Below are 15,894 nucleotides of genomic sequence, written 5' to 3' on the forward strand. Positions count from 1 at the left end.
GTCCGGTAGGCTCCCACGCTTGCACGCGGGGGTGCCTAGGGAGACTAGAGACTCGTCATGTTCCGTTACATAATCCGGCGGTTGTTGATCTCGATTCCGCTGTTGATCGTCGCTTCATTCCTCTGCTTCGGGCTGGTCAACGCCATGGGTGATCCCCTCGGCGAGTGGAAGCTCCAGAAGCCGCGGACCCCGGCGGAGATTTCTGCGGCATACGAGCGGACGGGCTACAACAAGCCGTTCATGGAGCGCTACGTCGACTGGGCGGGCGACTTCGTGACCGGGGACTGGGGCGAGTCCGTCGTCCCGGGCAACGCGGGCAAGCCCGTGAAGGACGACCTGCTCAAGGCGTTCGGCGTGACGCTGCGCCTCATCCTGGCGGCCGAGTTGATCGCGTTGATCCTCGGTATCGCCGTCGGCGTCGTCGGCGCGGTGAGACAGTATTCGATATTCGACTACACGGCGACCGGAATATCGTTCGCCATGTTCTCGATGCCGTTGTTCTGCGTGGCGCTGGTGCTCAAGGCCGGTGGTATCGAGTTGAACAACTGGCTGGAGGGCCTCGGCGCGGACCGGTGGATCATCACCGCGGGACCGCCGGGCGACGGCTTCGGCGGCAGCTTCGGCGAGCAGGTGTTCCAGTACAGCGGCGCCTACGTCCTGCCGACCATCTCCCTCGTGGTCATCCAGTTCGCCCTCTACAGCCGGTTCCAGCGCGCGTCGATGCTCGACACGTTGAACGCCGACTACGTGCGCACCGCGCAGGCGAAGGGCGTCTCGGAGGGCCGGGCGATCTTCAAGCACGCGTTCCGCAACGCGCTGATCCCCATCATCACGGTGTCGTCGCTGAACATCGGCGCCGGTTTCGGCGGCGCGGTGATCACCGAGACCGTGTTCGGCTGGTCGGGCATGGGCCGGTTCATCGTCCAGGCCATCGAGAAGATCGAGCCCTACCAGGTGCTCGGCTTCATGATGCTGACCGCCGTCTTCATCATCGTGTTCAACCTGATCGCGGACATCCTGTACGCCTTCCTGGACCCGAGGATTCGCCTTGACTGAGATGGGTTCCCCGCTGGCGCAGGCGCCCGCGCCCGAAAAGGCCGAGGCGAGCCAGTTCGACACGACGACCGCCCGCAAGCAGTGGCAGGTCATCCTCCGCCGGTTCGCCCGGCACCGGGCCGCGCTGTTCGGCCTCATCCTGTTCGTCGTGCTGGTGCTGATGGCCTTCTTCGGCGGGCTGCTGTGGAAGTACCCGTACACCGACCTCGGTTTCTCCCGGTACCTGCCGCCCAGCGCCGACCACCCGTTCGGCACGGACCGGCTGGGCGGCGACATGGTCGCCCAGATCATCCGCGGCACGCAGTTCTCGCTCCAGATCGCGATCGTGGTGGCGTTCCTGTCCACCTTCATCGGCGTCATCCTGGGCGCGCTCGCCGGCTACATGAGGGGCTGGGTCGACACCGTCATCAGCCGCTTCATCGACCTGCTGCTGGTCATCCCCAGCCTGGTCATCGCGGCCGTGCTCGTGCGCAACAGCTTCGTGGTGTCGGTGGCCGGCGGCGGCAACTCCAACTGGCTGATCGTCGCCCTGTACCTGGGCCTCATCGGCTGGCTGTCCATCGCCCGCGTCATCCGCGGCATGGTGCTGTCGCTGCGCGAGAAGGAGTTCGTCGAGGCGGCCCGCGCGCTGGGCGCCGGGACGTTCCGGATCGTGTTCCGGCACATCCTGCCGAACACCATCGACGTGATCATCGTCAACGCCACGCTCGCGATCGCGCAGGCGGTGCTGCTGGAGGCGGCGCTGTCGTTCATCGGTCTCGGCGTGCAGAGCCCCGACACGTCGCTGGGCCTGATGATCAGCCAGAACAAGAACGAGCTGACGCTGCACCCGTGGCTGTTCTTCACGCCGTTCGTGTTCATCGTGCTGATCTCGCTGGCGGTCAACTTCATCGGTGACGGTCTCCGGGACGCCTTCGACCCGAGGCAGAAGAGGGTGAAGGCATGAGCGAGGTGGACGTGATGAGCTCACCGGGGTCCTCGCCCTGGGGCGGCGCGACCGGCGGCGAGAAGCTGCTGCGCGTGAACAACCTGTCGGTGGACTTCCCGACCGACGACGGCACCGTGCACGCCGTGCGGGACGTGTCGTTCACGCTCGGCCCCGGCGAGGTGCTGGGCATCGTGGGCGAGTCCGGCTCCGGCAAGTCCGTGTCGTCGATGGCGATCATGGGCCTGCTGCCCAAGACCGCCCGCATCGGCGGGTCGATCAAGTTCAAGGACGACGAACTGGTCGGCCGCACGTACAAGCAGATGCAGCCGGTCCGCGGCAACGGCATCTCGATGATCTTCCAGGACCCGATGACGTCGCTGAACCCGGTGTACACGGTGGGCTGGCAGCTCGCCGAGGCGCACCAGGCGCACCACGACGTGTCGAAGAAGGCGGCCTGGGCCAAGGCCGTCGAGGTGCTGGAGCTCGTCGGCATCCCGCAGCCCGACCGGCGCGCGTCGCAGTACCCGCACGAGTTCTCCGGCGGCATGCGGCAGCGCGTCATGATCGCCATGGCGATCATCAACGACCCGGACGTGATCATCGCCGACGAGCCGACCACGGCCCTCGACGTGACCGTGCAGGCGCAGATCCTGGACACGCTGCTGCGCATCCGGGACGAGACGAGCGCGGGCATCATGGTCATCACCCACGACCTGGGCGTCGTGGCGGGCATGGTGGACCGGGTCCAGGTCATGTACGGCGGCACGGTCGTCGAGCAGGGCACCGTGGACGAGGTCTTCGAGGCCCAGCGGATGCCGTACACGGTGGGCCTGCTCGGGTCCATCCCGAACCCGCAGATGCTCGGCAAGCGGCTCACGCCCATCAAGGGCGCGCCGCCGTCGCTGATGAACCTGCCGCACGGCTGCTCGTTCTCGCCGCGCTGCCCGCTGGCCGTCGACGAGTGCCGCGAAACCGAACCGGCGCTGCTGGAGACCGACCGGGCCGGCCACTTCGCGCGGTGCCACCGCTCCGCGCACCTGGCAACCCTGGAGAACCCGCAGCGGCTCTTCGCCCACGACGAGATCGGCGTGGTGGAGAACCCCGCGTCGTTGACCACGGCGAACCCGGACATGCCGGTCACCGAGGACGTCGCCGCGGTGGAAGCGCGGCTGCGCGAAGAGGAGAAGCCGACCTCATGACGACCCCGACCGATGTGAACCCCCAGGCCGGGGGCGCCGCTTCGGGCCCGTCCGACCGGGCGCCGCTGCTGGAGGTCAAGGACCTCGTCAAGTCGTTCCCGGTGCGCGGCGGCGGCATCATCCCGCGCACGGTCGGCCAGGTGCAGGCCGTGTCGGGCCTGACCTTCGACCTGTACCCCGGCGAGACGCTGGGCCTGGTCGGCGAGTCCGGCTGCGGCAAGTCCACGACGGGCCGCGCGATCCTCCAGCTGCACAAGCCGACGTCCGGCTCGGTGAAGTTCGAGGGCCGCGAGCTGACCACCCTCCGGGGCAGGGGCCTGCGGTCGGTCCGCAAGGACATGCAGATCGTCTTCCAGGACCCGTACGCCTCGCTCAACCCGCGCTGGCAGATCAACGAGCTGATCTCCGAGCCGTTCAAGATCCACGGCGAGGACGGCGGCGACGGCCGGTCGGTGCAGGAGCGGGTCAACGAGCTGATGGAGCTCGTGGGCCTCAACCCGGAGCACCGCAACCGGTACGCGCACGAGTTCTCCGGCGGCCAGCGCCAGCGCATCGGCATCGCCCGCGCGCTCGCGCTCAACCCGAAGCTCGTGGTGCTCGACGAGCCGGTGTCGGCGCTGGACGTGTCGGTGCAGGCGGGCGTGGTGAACCTGCTGGAGGAGCTCCAGGAGCGACTCGGGCTGGCCTACCTGTTCGTGGCGCACGACCTGTCCGTGGTGCGGCACATCTCCGACCGGGTGGCCGTGATGTACCTCGGCAAGATCATCGAGATCGGTGACCGCGAGGACATCTACGCCCGGCCGATGCACCCGTACACGCAGGCCCTGCTGTCCGCGGTGCCGGTGCCGAACCCGAAGCTGGAGCGGCAGCGCCAGCGGATCGTGCTCACCGGTGACGTGCCGTCGCCGGTGAACCCGCCCTCCGGCTGCCGGTTCCGCACCCGCTGCTGGAAGGCGCAGGACATCTGCGCCGTCGAGGAGCCCAAGCTGGAGCACCGCGGTGACGGCGCGGGCACGCTGTCGGCGTGCCACTTCGCCGAGGTCAAGCCGCTGCTCGTCGGCTGACCCGCGTGCCGTCGGGGCCACCGGCCCCCGTTGGTGGCCCTGACGGCACGGGGCGCAGCACCCCACATCTACGCTGATCCGGTGACGCTCACTGCTCCACCACGGCTGATGCTGGTCCACGCGCACCCCGACGACGAGAGCCTGTGGACGGGCGGCACGATCGCCCGCTACGCGGCGATGGGCGTGCACGTCACCGTGGTCACCTGCACCCTCGGCGAGGAGGGCGAGATCATCCCGCCCGCGCTGCGCAACCTCGCCGCGGACGCCGCCGACCAGCTCGGCGGCTACCGCGTCGCCGAGCTGCGCTCCGCCTGCGCCGCCCTCGGCGTGACCGACCACCGGTTCCTCGGCGGCATCGGCCGCTGGCGCGACTCCGGCATGGCGGGCACGCCCGCCAACGCCCACCCGCGGGCGTTCGCGCAGGGCTCGCCCGACGAGCAGGTCGAGGCGCTGCGCGAGATCATCGCCTCCGTGAAGCCCCAGGTCGTCGTCACCTACGACGCGTTCGGCGGGTACGGGCACCCCGACCACATCCGCGCGCACCAGATCACCACGGCCGCCGCCGTCGACGTGGACCGCGTGTTCCACGCCGTCACGTCCCGCGCGGCCACCACCGAGGGCATCGCGAAGCTCGCCGGGTTCGCCGACCTGCCGTGGCGGCTGCCCGAGGAGGGCGAGCTGCCCACCACCGACGACGCCGAGATCACCACCGTCGTGGACGTCTCGGAGCACCTGGTGGCGAAGCTGCGGGCCCTGCGGGCGCACTCCACGCAGGTCGGCGTGTGGCAGGACGGCGCGGGCGGCGCGTCGTACGCCCTGTCCAACGGCATCGCGCAGCCCGTCGTGTCCGACGAGTACTACGTGCTGGCCAAGGGGCCCGCGGCGGGTGCGGAGACGGACCTGTTCGGGGGGTTGGATTGACGGACCGCCTCGCACTGGCCGGCATCGCGGCGGCGTCGTTCGTGCTGGCCGTGCTCCAGCTGTTCTTCCTGCCGCTGCGGTTCGACGGCACGCTCCTGCCGCGGCTCGGCGACTGGCCGTTCCCGCTGACCGCGGCGCTGGCGGCGGTGACCACGCCCGCGCTGGTCGTGCTGGCCTCCTGGCACGCCCGCGGCACCCTGGGCGCCGCCTCGCCGCTGCTGGTGTGGGTGGGGACGCTGCTGCTGTTCGCGGTGCTCGGGCCGGGAGGGGATGTTGTGCTGCTCGGCGACTGGCGCACCCTGTTGCTGTTCGCCGGCGGCGCGCTGCCCGGCGCCATCGCGGTCGGGGGCTACCTGGGGAGACGAGCCGGTGTCCGAGGCGATCACCGATAGGGACGTGGTCCGCGCGCTGCGGCCGTTCGTGCGGGCCACCGGCCCGCTGCTGGACACGCTGCGCGAGGCGAACCTGCTCGGCCTGCGCGACCGCGAGGTCGAGCGCGACGCCGACCGCGGGCTCGTGGACAAGCTGTGGGACCAGCTGTCGAAGGTCAAGGTGCCGGGCACGGCCGCGTGGGCGCGCATGGACGTGCACCAGCGCGACGAGTGGTGGCTCAACCGGCTCGGGCGGTTCGTGTCGCTGCTCGCTGCGCTCCCCGGCGTCGGCGGGGTGCTCGCCGACCGGCTGCCCATCCAGGCGGCGCTCGGCGCGGCCGGTCAGGGCCTGCTGCTGTCGGCCGTCGCCGGTGAGCACGGGTTCACCTCCACCGAGGACCGGGTGCGGCTGCTCGCCCACGTGCTGTTCCAGCGCGAGGTCGACGGGACGGCGGTGGAGCAGGACGCCGCCGACCGGGAGGCCGAGGACCGCGCGACCGAGGAGCTGACCTCCGAACTGGGGGAGCGGTCCACGTTCAAGGCCATCGGCGCCACCGTGTGGAAGCTCGCCAAGGTGCTGTGGCGGCTGGAGGACGAGCTGGACAAGCGCCCGCAGGGCCGGTTCTACCATCAGGCGCTCGGCATGCTGCCGGTCGTCGGCGTCGTCGGGGACTACTTCGGCGAGCGGTCGGCCCTCAAGCGGGTCCGCGCCGCCGCCTACGCGTGGTTCGCCACCCAGTAGCGGTAGCGGTGGTGCTCCGCGCACCCCAGCGATTCGTACAGCGAGATCGCGGCCGCGTTGTGCTCGGCCACCTGGAGCGCGCACCTCGTCGCCCCGCGCCGCCGGCCCCAGTCGGCGAGGGCGCCCATCAGCTCGCGCGCCAGGCCGCCGCGCCGCGCCCCCGGCCGGACGGCCAGCCGCGCCACGTGCAGCAGGTCGCCCACCACGGCGCCGCGCACCGCCGCCAGCACCACGCCGTCGCGGGTGACCGCGCCGAACCCGACCACGTCACCGGTGGTCAGCACGTGCCGCTGCGCCCGCGTCGGGTTCGGCTGGGCGGCCAGTTCCCACCAGCCGGGAGGTGGGACGTCCGTCACGTGCGCGCCGTCGTGGCCGGGGGTGGGCCCGGGGGAGCGCTTCGGGGTCGCGAACCCGCTCAGCGGGCCCGTCATCACGAGCGATTCCGCCCCGCCCGGGTGGTCCTCGTCGACCCGCCACCCGGCGGCCTCCACACCGGCCTCGGAACGCGACCCGACCACCACGTGCGCGGTCGGCGCGATCGAGTTCTCCCTGGCGAAACCGGTCACCCTGGCGAGCGCCTCGTCGACCGGCAGACCCGGATCGCCCGTGGTCAGAGCGCTGTTCGCGCGGCCCGTGAACCCGGCCGCGGCCCGCAGCCGCCACTGCCCGAAGGGCTCGTCCACCAGCGCCGGCCAGGCGTCCGCGCAGCGCTGCTCCAGAGCGGTGACGTCGTCCACCACCGCATGGTGCCCCGCCGCCACCGGCATCGTGCTGTGAGGTGGGCCACTGTGCTGATGTGCGCCGATAAGGCGAGCCTCACCGTTGGACAATCGACTCCGCCGCGTACTCTCCGGCTTGCGCGGTGTGGACCAGGACAAGAGCAGGAGAGCGCAGTGACCTATGTGATCGCCCAGCCGTGCGTGGACGTGCTCGACAAGGCGTGCATCGAAGAGTGCCCCGTCGACTGCATCTACGAAGGCGACCGGATGCTCTACATCCACCCGGATGAGTGCGTCGACTGTGGTGCTTGCGAGCCGGTGTGCCCCGTCGAGGCCATCTACTACGAGGACGACGTGCCGGACGAGTGGAAGGAGTACACGAAGGCCAACGTGGACTTCTTCGACGAACTGGGGTCCCCCGGCGGCGCGTCCAAGGTCGGCAAGGTCAGCGCGGACCCGGCGTTCGTGAAGGCTCTCCCCCCGCAGGCGTCCCACGAGTGACGACCGGCAGGAGGCTCCCGGACTTCCCCTGGGACTCGCTGGCCGACCACGCCGCCAAGGCGCGCACGCACCCCGGCGGCGTGGTCGACCTGTCCATCGGCACCCCGGTCGACCCGGTTCCCGACCTGGTCCGCGAGGCCCTGGCGTCGGTGTCCGACGAGCCCGGCTACCCGACCACCCACGGCACGCCCGCGCTGCGCGAGGCCGTCGTGGGGTCGATGGCCCGCCGGTACGGTGTCGACGGCCTCGACCCGGCCGCCGTGTTGCCGACCATCGGCTCCAAGGAGCTGGTGGCGTGGCTGCCGACGCTGCTCGACCTGGGGCCGGGCGACGTCGTGGCGATTCCGGCGCTGGCCTACCCGACGTACGAGGTGGGCGCCCGGCTGGCCGGCGCGACGCCCGTGCGGCTGGCCGACGGCGAACCCGCGCCCGCCGGCACCCGGCTGGTGTGGCTGAACTCGCCGTCCAACCCGACCGGGCGCGTCCAGTCGGCCGCCGCGCTCGCCCAGGCCGTGGCCGACGCGCGCGCGGTGGGCGCCGTGGTGGCGTCGGACGAGTGCTACCTGGCCCTGTCGTGGACCGCGACGCCGGTGTCCGTGCTGCGGCCCGAGGTGAGCGGCGGTTCCCCGGACGGCGTGCTGGCGGTGCACTCGCTGTCGAAGTCGTCCAGCCTGGCCGGCTACCGCGCGGGGTTCGTCACCGGTGACCCGGCGCTGGTCGCGTCGCTGCTGGAGGTGCGCAAGCACGCGGGCATGATCGTGCCGCGGCCCGTGCAGGCGGCGATGGCGGCGGCGTTGTCCGACGACGCGCACGTGGCGGCGCAGCGGTCGCGGTACGAGGCGCGTCGCGCGGTGCTGCTGCCCGCGCTGGAAGCCGCCGGGTTCACCGTGGACCACTCCGAAGCCGGCCTGTACCTGTGGTCCACGCGCGGTGAGTCGGCGTGGGACACCGTGGCGTGGCTGGCCGACCGCGGCGTGCTGGTCGCGCCGGGCACGTTCTACGGGCCGACCGGTGACCGGCACGTGCGCATCGCCCTGACGGCCTCCGACGAACGCGTGGCGGCCGCGGTCGACCGCCTGACCGCCTGACCCGCGCTCACGACGTGCGGGTCGTGAGCGCGGGACACGCGGGTGGGTCAGTCGTTGGCGTGCAGGGCCGCGTTCAGCTCGACGCCCGTGCCCTTGCGCGGCAGGACCTTGACCACGCCCGTCGTCGAGTCGCGGATCAGCAGCAGACCCGACATGCCGGACAGCTCGGCCGCCTTCACGACCGCGCCGTCGGCGCCGGTGACCTTCGTGCCCGCCGTGACGTACAGGCCCGCCTCGACGACGCAGTCGTCGCCCAGCGAGATGCCGACGCCCGCGTTGGCGCCGATCAGGCACCGCTCGCCCACCGAGATGACCTGCTTGCCGCCGCCGGACAGGGTGCCCATGATCGACGCGCCGCCGCCCACGTCGGAGCCGTCGCCGACCACGACGCCGGCCGAGATGCGGCCCTCGACCATGGACGCGCCGAGCGTGCCCGCGTTGAAGTTCACGAAGCCCTCGTGCATGACGGTCGTTCCGGACGCCAGGTGCGCGCCGAGGCGGACGCGGTCGGCGTCGGCGATCCGCACGCCGCTCGGCAGCACGTAGTCCACCATGCGGGGGAACTTGTCGACGCCGTGCACGGTGACGGGGCCGCGGGCGCGCAGCCGCAGCCGCGTCTCCTCGAAACCCTCCACGGCGCACGGGCCGAAGTTCGTCCACACCACGTTCGCGAGCAGCCCGAAGATGCCGTCGAGGTTCGCGCCGTGCGGCTTGACCAGGCGCGACGACAGCAGGTGCAGGCGCAGCCACACGTCGTACGCCGAGGCGGGGGCGTCGTCGAGGGAGGCGATGCCGACGCGGACGCCGACGACCTCCACGTCCCGCTCGGCGTCGGCGCCCAGCTGCTTGGCGGCGGCCTCGCCGAGCGCCCCGGCGACCTCGGCGGACGACAGCAGCGCCACGCCGGGTTCGCCGTCCGAGCCGAGGGACGGCGACGGGAACCACGTGTCGAGCACGGTGCCGGAAGGGGTGACGGTGGCCAGGCCGACGCCGTACGCGCCGGTGGGGTTCGCGGTGCTCACGGGTGGCAACGGTAACGTGCGGCGGGTGGCCGACACCCTGCACCTCTCCGCCGATCCCGTCGAACTGACCGCCGCCCTCGTCGACGTGCCCAGCGTCTCGGGCGACGAGGCCCGTCTCGCCGACCTGGTGGAGCGCGCGCTGCGGGAGCAGACGCGGCTGGAGGTGGTGCGCTCCGGCAACGCCGTGCTGGCGCGCACGAACCTGGGCCGCCCGTCGCGCGTCGTGTTCGCCGGGCACCTCGACACGGTGCCGGTCAACGACAACCTGCCCTCGCGGCTGGAGGACGGCGTCCTGCACGGCCTCGGCTCGGTCGACATGAAGGGCGGCGACGCGGTGATGCTGCACCTCGCCGCGACCGTGACCGACCCGCGCCACGACCTGACGTTCGTGTTCTACGACTGCGAGGAGGTCGACGCGGTCCGCAACGGCCTGGGCCGCGTCGAGCGCGACCTGCCGGAGTGGCTGGCGGGCGACCTGGCGATCGTGTGCGAGCCGTCGAACGGCGTGGTCGAGGCCGGTTGCCAGGGCACCATGCGGATCGAGGTGCGCACGAAGGGCGCGCGGGCGCACACGGCGCGCGGCTGGATGGGCCGGAACGCGATCCACGCCCTCGGCGAGGCCCTGCGCAGGCTGGAGGCGTACGAGCCGCGGCAGCCGGAGATCGACGGCTGCCGGTACCACGAGGGCCTCCAGGCGGTGAAGGTCGAGGGCGGTGTCGCGGGCAACGTCGTGCCGGACGCGGCGGTGCTGACGGTGAACCACCGGTTCGCCCCCGACCGCAGCCCGGAGCAGGCCGAGCGGCACCTGCGCGAGGTGTTCGACGGCTACGACGTCACGGTCACCGACGTGTCCCCCGGCGCGCTGCCGGGTCTGGGCGCCCCGGTCACCCGGGAGCTGGTCGAGGCGGCCGGCGGGGAGCCGGTGGCGAAGCTCGGCTGGACCGACGTGGCGCGGTTCGCGGCGCTCGGCATGCCCGCGGTGAACTTCGGGCCGGGCGACCCGGTGCTCGCGCACACGCGGCAGGAGAACGTCCAGGTGAACGAGGTGCGGCGGTGCGTGGAAGTGCTGCGCCGCTTCCTGGGCTGACCGCGACCCGCGGCTACACTCCCGGTGATGAGCGAGAACGGCGTTGACGAGCACCCGAAGGAGAAGCAGCGCGGACCCGTGGTCCTGCGTCGTGGGCGCCGGGAGGAGCTGACGACCACCGACCAACGGCTGCTGGACTCGCGCGGCCACACCGACTGGGTGCACACGGACCCGTGGCGGGTGCTGCGCATCCAGGCCGAGTTCGTGGAGGGTTTCGGCGCGCTGGCCGAGGTGCCGAGCGCGGTGACCGTGTTCGGGTCCGCCCGCACGGGCCGCGACCACCCGGAGTACGACACCGGCCGCCGACTGGGCCGGGCGCTGGCCGAGGCCGGGTTCGCCTGCATCACCGGCGGCGGGCCGGGTGCGATGGAGGCGGTGAACCGGGGCTGCTCGGAGGCGGGCGGCTTCTCCGTCGGGTTGGGCATCGAGCTGCCGTTCGAGCAGGGCCTGAACCCGTGGGTCGACCTGGGTGTGAACTTCCGCTACTTCTTCGTCCGCAAGACGATGTTCATCAAGTACTCGCAGGCGTTCATCTGCCTGCCGGGCGGGTTCGGCACGCTGGACGAGCTGTTCGAGGCGCTGACCCTGGTGCAGACGAAGAAGGTCACCAAGTTCCCGGTGGTGCTGTTCGGGACGAAGTACTGGCAGGGCCTGTACGACTGGGTGAAGTCCTCGGTGCTCGACGGCGGCAAGGTCGGTGAGAAGGACCTGGAGCTGCTGTACCTGACGGACGACGTCGACGACGCGGTGCGCGTGGTGAAAGAGGCGCACAAGGCGTGGGCGGACGCGCATTGACCACCGTCACCGTGTACTGCGGGTCGCTGCGGACGGTCCCGGAGAGCTACCTGGAGCTGGCCAGGTGCGTGGGCGAGGAGATCGCGGCGCGCGGCTGGTCGCTGGCGTGGGGCGGTGGCCGCACGTCGATGATGGGCGCGGTGGCGAAGGCGGCCCGCGAGGGCGGCGCGCGCACCACCGGCGTGATCCCGCGCGGGCTGGTGGACCGGGAGGTCGCGGACTCCGAGGCCGACGAGCTGCTCGTGGTCGACACGATGCGCGACCGCAAGGCGCTGATGGAGGCGCACGGCGACGCGTTCCTGGCGCTGCCCGGCGGGATCGGCACGCTGGAGGAGATGTTCGAGGTGTGGACCTCGAAGGTGCTGGCCATGCACGCCAAGCCGGTGGTGGTGCTGGACGTGGACGGCCACTACCGGGGCCTGCTGTCGTGGCTGGGCGAGCTGTGCGAGCGCGGTTTCGTGTCCCGGTTCGCGCTGGACTCGCTCGTCGTGACGGACGACGTGACCGCCGCCCTGGACGCCTGCGCCACCTGACGACCCGACCGCCCGTCCCCCGGCGAGTCGAACCCCCAGCCCGCGCGAGTCGTGCGTTCAGGACCCGCGAGTCGTGCGTTCAGGACCCGCGAGTTCTTTACTCGCGAGTGAAGTGCTCGGTGTGCCTGAGCTTACGACTCGCGGGGGCTGGGTTTACGACTCGCGCGGGCTGGGTTTACGACTCGCCGTGGTCAGGTCAGGTGAGGGGGCAGGTCGAGGGTGCGGGCCAGGTGGGCGGCTTCCTCGGCGAACATGTCCACGTCGAGCGGGACGAACGGCGTGGTCCTGATCTCCAGGCGGCCGTCGGCGGCCCTGGCGGTCCAGGTGCCGAGGACGTCGCCGTCGACCAGCAGCGCCCCCCGGCGGCCCGGGGTGCGCCACACCTCCCTCCGGTGCGCTGCGTCGGGCACGAGCAGGTCGCGGTCGGGGGCGTCGAGGTAGGGGTCCAGCGGCGGCAGGAGGCGGACCAGTTCGGGCTCCGGCGGGTTCTCGAACGCCGCCACGCGGTCGGCCGGCAGCCACGCCTTCCGGGACACCGGCACGAGGTCGTCGGGCCAGGCGGCCTTGACGTCGCGGACGGGCGCGCCGAAGTGCCGGGCGACCTCGGCGTACCCGGCGGGCCCGTGCAGCCGCAGGTAGCGGGTGATCAGCTCGCCGAACCCGGCCGACTCGGCGGGCACGGGCCCCCGGTCCTCCAGCGGCACGAACGTGACTGCGCCCCCCGCCGGGTCGCACCGCAGGCCGGCGGGCAGCACGGCGGCGCGGAACACCGGGTCCGGCACGTGCGTCGCCCCGCACGCCCGGCACCAGGCGGTGACGGAGCCGGGGACGCGCGGCGTCAGCAGGGACGACGCCTCGCCCGCGGTCATGGGCCGGTCGACGACCTCGCGCAGCGCGGTGGCCACCCGGCGCAGCACGGCCAGGCCGTCCTCCCCGGCCCGCCGGTCCGTCCGGGCCAGGGCGTCGGCGTCGGAGAGCGGCCACAGGCGGGCGGCCAGCGCGGGCAGTTCGGACGCGCGGTGCCAGTGCGGCGCGCCCCGGACCGTCCAGGTGAGGGTGAAGTCCCCGGACAGGTCCGGCACGTCCGCCAGCCGCGCGGCCAGGACGGGCACGGCGGACCACTCGGAGTCCTGCACCCCCAGGTCGAACACGCGCAGGTCGGACGCGTGGGCCGCGGACCGGTCGAACTGGTGGGCGGCGACCCGGTAGGCGATGACCCGCTCCCGGTCAGCCAAGGCGGACGTCCGGCGCGATCCGCCCCTGCGCCGGCCGCGCGCCGCCGACGGCGCCCGCCGACCCGCCTGTGCCGGGCGCTTCCCGCCGGGTGGTCGTGAACTGCGATTCCATGCCGGTGATCCTCGCAGGGACCACCGGCCGGCCGCTGTCAGCTGCGCGGGACGGCGAGCCACGAGTCCGCGCCGAACGCCACCGACGACCCGAGCGCGCTGGAACCCTGGTAGCGGGCGTCCACGGTGTCGACGACCAGCACGAGCCGGTTGCCCGCGCCCACGTTCCACACGGTCGGCTCCAGGTCCAGGTCGACCGCGCGGGTGTGCGTGCCGGTGAGCGTGACGGGCTTGTGCGTGATCAGCGCGCCCAGGCCCAGGGCGTTCACCTCGTACAGGTAGGCGAACAGGGTGGTCCTGGCGGCGCTCGGGGTCACGGTGAGGTGTGCGCGGGGCGTGCCGCTGACGGTGGTGGCGCCCCACTGCACGGGTCCGCGCCACACGGCGGCGGCGCCCCGGTCGATCAGGGGCGTGGACACGCCGACGGGCAGCCGCAGGAAGCCCTGGAGGGCACCGGACACGAGCACGGTGCCGCTCTCGGCGATGGTCGGCCACCCGGCGTCGATGCGGTCCGCGGCCAGCGGCACGGTGTCGGTGCGCGCGGTGGCGGCGGCCCACGTCGGGTGGGAGCGCCAACTGCCGCCGTTGTTGGGCTTGACCTGTACGGGGTGCTCGCGGTCGATGCCGTTGGCGACGCCCTTGAGGTGGTGGTCGAACCAGCGGCCGACGGAGTCCCAGATCTCGTTGGGCAGCCCGGCCGCGCCGAACAGCTCGGCGGTGGCGTGGTCGCCGGGGGACAGCATGAGCCGCTTGGGCGTGGTCAGGGCGGTGAAGAAGTCGGTGATCTGGCTCGGCGGGAACAGCCCGTCGTTCCACGCGTTGCCGATCATCACCGCGGCCTGGATCGAGCCGATCCCGGACATGGGCGAGCGGGGCGGCGAGATCGGCAGCACGTCCTCGAACCGCTTCTCCCGGTAGGCGGCCTCGGCGTCGCGCAGCACGGGGCCGGGGCGGCCGGTGAGCTTCCCGGCGGTGAGCAGCAGGTCGACGGCCTGCCCGCTGACCGTTTCGTTCGGGTAGAGCGAGCGGGCCAGGTCGGTCCACGTGGACAGCGCGGCGACGGCCTTCACGCGCGGGTCCGCCGCGGCGGCGAGCAGGGACTGGCCGGCTCCGTAGGAGATGCCGCCGACGCCGACCCGGGACGCGTCGCCGCGGGCCTGGGCGATGCCCCAGTCGATGACGCGGCTGACGTCGGCCACGGTGTCCGGTCCGGCGACGTCGATCTCGCCCGCCGAGTCGTGGAAGCCGCGGCTCGTGTAGCTGATCACCACGTAGCCGGACTCGTAGGCGAGGCGCGCGGCGGCGCCGACGTACTCGATGTTGTTGACGCCCCAGCTGGAGGGCAGCACGAGCAGCGGGAACGGTCCGCTGCCGCGGCCGGTGGGCTCGACGACGAACGCCTTCAGCGGGGTGCCGCCCTGGCCGGGGATGGTCCGGTAGCCCACCGCGAAGCCGGGGGCGGCCTGCGCGGGTGGCGCGAGCACGAGCGCCACGAGGGCGGCGAGCAGCAGGGGGAGTGATCGGCGCACAGGGTCCTCCTTGACCGTGACCGGGATCACGCAGGGTGTTACCGGTGAGTAAGCCATTCGTACTCGCGGGTAGCAATGGCCTGTGACGCGGCTCACGCGCAGCTGTGACGTGGCACGATGCGGTCATGCTGCGGTTCGGTGCACGAGAGGTCGCGGGCGATCGCGCGCTGGTCATGGCGATCGTGAACCGGACCCGCGACTCGTTCTACGACGGGGGCGCGACGTTCGCCGACGGCGCCGCGATGGCCGCCGTGGACCGGGTGGTCGCCGAGGGCGCGGACATCGTCGACATCGGCGGTGTGAAGGCCGGTTCCAAGGGCGAGGTGGTCGACGCGGCGGAGGAGTCGCGGCGCGTCGTGCCGTTCGTCGCCGCCGTCCGCGAACGTCACCCGGACGTGGTGATCAGCGTCGACACGTGGCGGCACGAGGTGGGCCGCGCGGTGTGCGCGGAGGGCGCGGACCTGATCAACGACACGTGGGCGGGCGCGGACCCCCGGCTCGCGGAGGTGGCGGCCGAGTTCGGCGTGGGCATCGTCTGCTCGCACACCGGCGGCCTGCCGCCGCGCACCGACCCGCACCGCGTGCGCTACCCCGACGTGGTGGCCGCCGTGGTGGGCGAGCTGGTGGAGCGGGCCGAGCGGATGGTGGCGCTGGGCGTGCCGCGCGAGGGCGTGCTGATCGACCCGACGCACGACTTCGGCAAGAACACGTGGCACGGCCTGGAGCTGCTGCGGCGGTTGGACGAGCTGGTCGCCACGGGGTGGCCGGTGCTGATGGCGCTGTCCAACAAGGACTTCGTGGGCGAGACGCTGGGCGTGGACGTGGCGGACCGGGTGGACGGCACGCTCGCCGCGACCTCGGTGGCGGCGTGGACGGGCGCGAGGGTGTTCCGGGCGCACCAGGTGCGGCAGACGCGGCGCGTGGTGGAGATGGTGGCGAGCATCGCGGGCACCCGACCCCCGGCGCGGGTGCTCAGGGCGCTGGCCTGACGTC

The 15,894-nt window shown here is 72.5% G+C and carries 17 protein-coding genes; 13 read left to right on the plus strand and 4 right to left on the minus strand.

Annotated features, from left to right (window positions below):
• The first annotated feature begins 57 nt into the window (after positions 1 to 57).
• The 7 genes from CKY47_RS12485 (at position 58) to CKY47_RS12515 (ending at position 6,281) form a co-directional block, all read left to right on the plus strand.
• Complete coding sequence (locus CKY47_RS12485) at positions 58 to 1,056, plus strand: ABC transporter permease (RefSeq protein WP_306745893.1); 999 nt, start codon at positions 58 to 60, stop codon at positions 1,054 to 1,056.
• Position 1,057: 1 nt separating this feature from the next.
• A complete protein-coding gene (locus CKY47_RS12490; RefSeq protein WP_306746016.1) occupies positions 1,058 to 2,002 on the plus strand; it encodes an ABC transporter permease in 945 nt (314 codons plus the stop codon).
• Positions 1,999 to 3,183: an ABC transporter ATP-binding protein gene (locus CKY47_RS12495; RefSeq protein ID WP_306745894.1), complete on the plus strand. Its 1,185-nt coding sequence runs from the start codon at positions 1,999 to 2,001 to the stop codon at positions 3,181 to 3,183. Before CKY47_RS12490 ends, CKY47_RS12495 begins: the two co-directional genes overlap by 4 nt.
• On the plus strand, positions 3,180 to 4,247 hold the full coding sequence (locus CKY47_RS12500; protein WP_306745895.1) for an ABC transporter ATP-binding protein: 1,068 nt from the start codon (positions 3,180 to 3,182) through the stop codon (positions 4,245 to 4,247). The genes CKY47_RS12495 and CKY47_RS12500 overlap by 4 nt, the downstream gene beginning before the upstream one ends.
• Before the next feature lie 81 nt (positions 4,248 to 4,328).
• Complete coding sequence (gene mshB / locus CKY47_RS12505; RefSeq protein ID WP_306745896.1) at positions 4,329 to 5,168, plus strand: N-acetyl-1-D-myo-inositol-2-amino-2-deoxy-alpha-D-glucopyranoside deacetylase; 840 nt, start codon at positions 4,329 to 4,331, stop codon at positions 5,166 to 5,168.
• The gene (locus CKY47_RS12510) at positions 5,165 to 5,560 is read left to right on the plus strand and encodes a hypothetical protein (RefSeq protein ID WP_306745897.1); all 396 of its coding nucleotides are present in this window, start codon (positions 5,165 to 5,167) and stop codon (positions 5,558 to 5,560) included. Before mshB ends, CKY47_RS12510 begins: the two co-directional genes overlap by 4 nt.
• Positions 5,538 to 6,281 (plus strand): hypothetical protein, encoded by a 744-nt coding sequence (locus CKY47_RS12515; protein ID WP_306745898.1) that lies wholly within the window; start codon positions 5,538 to 5,540, stop codon positions 6,279 to 6,281. The genes CKY47_RS12510 and CKY47_RS12515 overlap by 23 nt, the downstream gene beginning before the upstream one ends.
• Here the strand turns inward: CKY47_RS12515 and CKY47_RS12520 are convergent.
• The gene (locus CKY47_RS12520) at positions 6,257 to 7,018 is read right to left on the minus strand and encodes a GNAT family N-acetyltransferase (protein WP_306745899.1); all 762 of its coding nucleotides are present in this window, start codon (positions 7,016 to 7,018) and stop codon (positions 6,257 to 6,259) included. The two genes, CKY47_RS12515 and CKY47_RS12520, sit on opposite strands and share 25 nt — an antisense overlap.
• A 156-nt stretch (positions 7,019 to 7,174) precedes the next feature.
• Between CKY47_RS12520 and fdxA the strand changes: the two genes are divergently transcribed.
• Both fdxA and dapC read left to right on the plus strand, forming a co-directional pair.
• On the plus strand, positions 7,175 to 7,501 hold the full coding sequence (gene fdxA, locus CKY47_RS12525; protein WP_033430540.1) for a ferredoxin: 327 nt from the start codon (positions 7,175 to 7,177) through the stop codon (positions 7,499 to 7,501).
• Positions 7,498 to 8,589, plus strand: a complete 1,092-nt coding sequence (dapC, locus tag CKY47_RS12530; protein ID WP_306745900.1) for a succinyldiaminopimelate transaminase — start codon at positions 7,498 to 7,500, stop codon at positions 8,587 to 8,589. Before fdxA ends, dapC begins: the two co-directional genes overlap by 4 nt.
• Positions 8,590 to 8,636: 47 nt before the next feature.
• Here the strand turns inward: dapC and dapD are convergent, their stop codons facing one another.
• A complete protein-coding gene (dapD, locus tag CKY47_RS12535) occupies positions 8,637 to 9,611 on the minus strand; it encodes a 2,3,4,5-tetrahydropyridine-2,6-dicarboxylate N-succinyltransferase (RefSeq protein WP_306745901.1) in 975 nt (324 codons plus the stop codon).
• A gap of 25 nt (positions 9,612 to 9,636) precedes the next feature.
• Here dapD and dapE point away from each other — a divergent pair, with 25 nt between their 5' ends.
• The 3 genes from dapE to CKY47_RS12550 are packed head-to-tail and all read left to right on the plus strand — an operon-like array spanning position 9,637 to position 12,026.
• Complete coding sequence (gene dapE / locus CKY47_RS12540) at positions 9,637 to 10,698, plus strand: succinyl-diaminopimelate desuccinylase (RefSeq protein ID WP_306745902.1); 1,062 nt, start codon at positions 9,637 to 9,639, stop codon at positions 10,696 to 10,698.
• Between the two features lie 27 nt (positions 10,699 to 10,725).
• On the plus strand, positions 10,726 to 11,493 hold the full coding sequence (locus tag CKY47_RS12545; RefSeq protein WP_306745903.1) for an LOG family protein: 768 nt from the start codon (positions 10,726 to 10,728) through the stop codon (positions 11,491 to 11,493).
• Positions 11,490 to 12,026 (plus strand): LOG family protein, encoded by a 537-nt coding sequence (locus CKY47_RS12550; RefSeq protein ID WP_306745904.1) that lies wholly within the window; start codon positions 11,490 to 11,492, stop codon positions 12,024 to 12,026. Before CKY47_RS12545 ends, CKY47_RS12550 begins: the two co-directional genes overlap by 4 nt.
• A 191-nt stretch (positions 12,027 to 12,217) precedes the next feature.
• Here the strand turns inward: CKY47_RS12550 and CKY47_RS12555 are convergent, their stop codons facing one another.
• Together CKY47_RS12555 and CKY47_RS12560 are read right to left on the minus strand one after the other, a co-directional pair.
• Positions 12,218 to 13,261, minus strand: coding sequence for a DNA glycosylase AlkZ-like family protein (locus CKY47_RS12555; RefSeq protein ID WP_306745905.1), 1,044 nt, complete (start codon positions 13,259 to 13,261; stop codon positions 12,218 to 12,220).
• Between the two features lie 149 nt (positions 13,262 to 13,410).
• The gene (locus CKY47_RS12560; protein WP_306745906.1) at positions 13,411 to 14,901 is read right to left on the minus strand and encodes a CocE/NonD family hydrolase; all 1,491 of its coding nucleotides are present in this window, start codon (positions 14,899 to 14,901) and stop codon (positions 13,411 to 13,413) included.
• A 125-nt stretch (positions 14,902 to 15,026) separates the two neighbouring features.
• On the opposite strand from CKY47_RS12560, the gene folP reads away from it, so the two are divergent.
• Entirely contained in the window at positions 15,027 to 15,890 is an 864-nt protein-coding gene (folP, locus tag CKY47_RS12565) for a dihydropteroate synthase (protein ID WP_306745907.1), read from the plus strand.
• The last annotated feature ends 4 nt before the right edge of the window (positions 15,891 to 15,894 follow it).

The organism is Saccharothrix longispora (assembly GCF_030852425.1).
Classification (GTDB): Bacteria; Actinomycetota; Actinomycetes; order Mycobacteriales; family Pseudonocardiaceae; genus Actinosynnema; species Actinosynnema longispora.

Coding starts and splice junctions, on each gene's coding strand:
- CKY47_RS12485 (WP_306745893.1), top strand. CDS start 58: ATGTTCCGTTACATAATCCGGCGGTTGTTGATCTCGATTCCGCTGTTG.
- folP (WP_306745907.1), top strand. CDS start 15,027: ATGCTGCGGTTCGGTGCACGAGAGGTCGCGGGCGATCGCGCGCTGGTC.
- CKY47_RS12545 (WP_306745903.1), top strand. CDS start 10,726: ATGAGCGAGAACGGCGTTGACGAGCACCCGAAGGAGAAGCAGCGCGGA.
- CKY47_RS12495 (WP_306745894.1), top strand. CDS start 1,999: ATGAGCGAGGTGGACGTGATGAGCTCACCGGGGTCCTCGCCCTGGGGC.
- CKY47_RS12490 (WP_306746016.1), top strand. CDS start 1,058: ATGGGTTCCCCGCTGGCGCAGGCGCCCGCGCCCGAAAAGGCCGAGGCG.
- CKY47_RS12500 (WP_306745895.1), top strand. CDS start 3,180: ATGACGACCCCGACCGATGTGAACCCCCAGGCCGGGGGCGCCGCTTCG.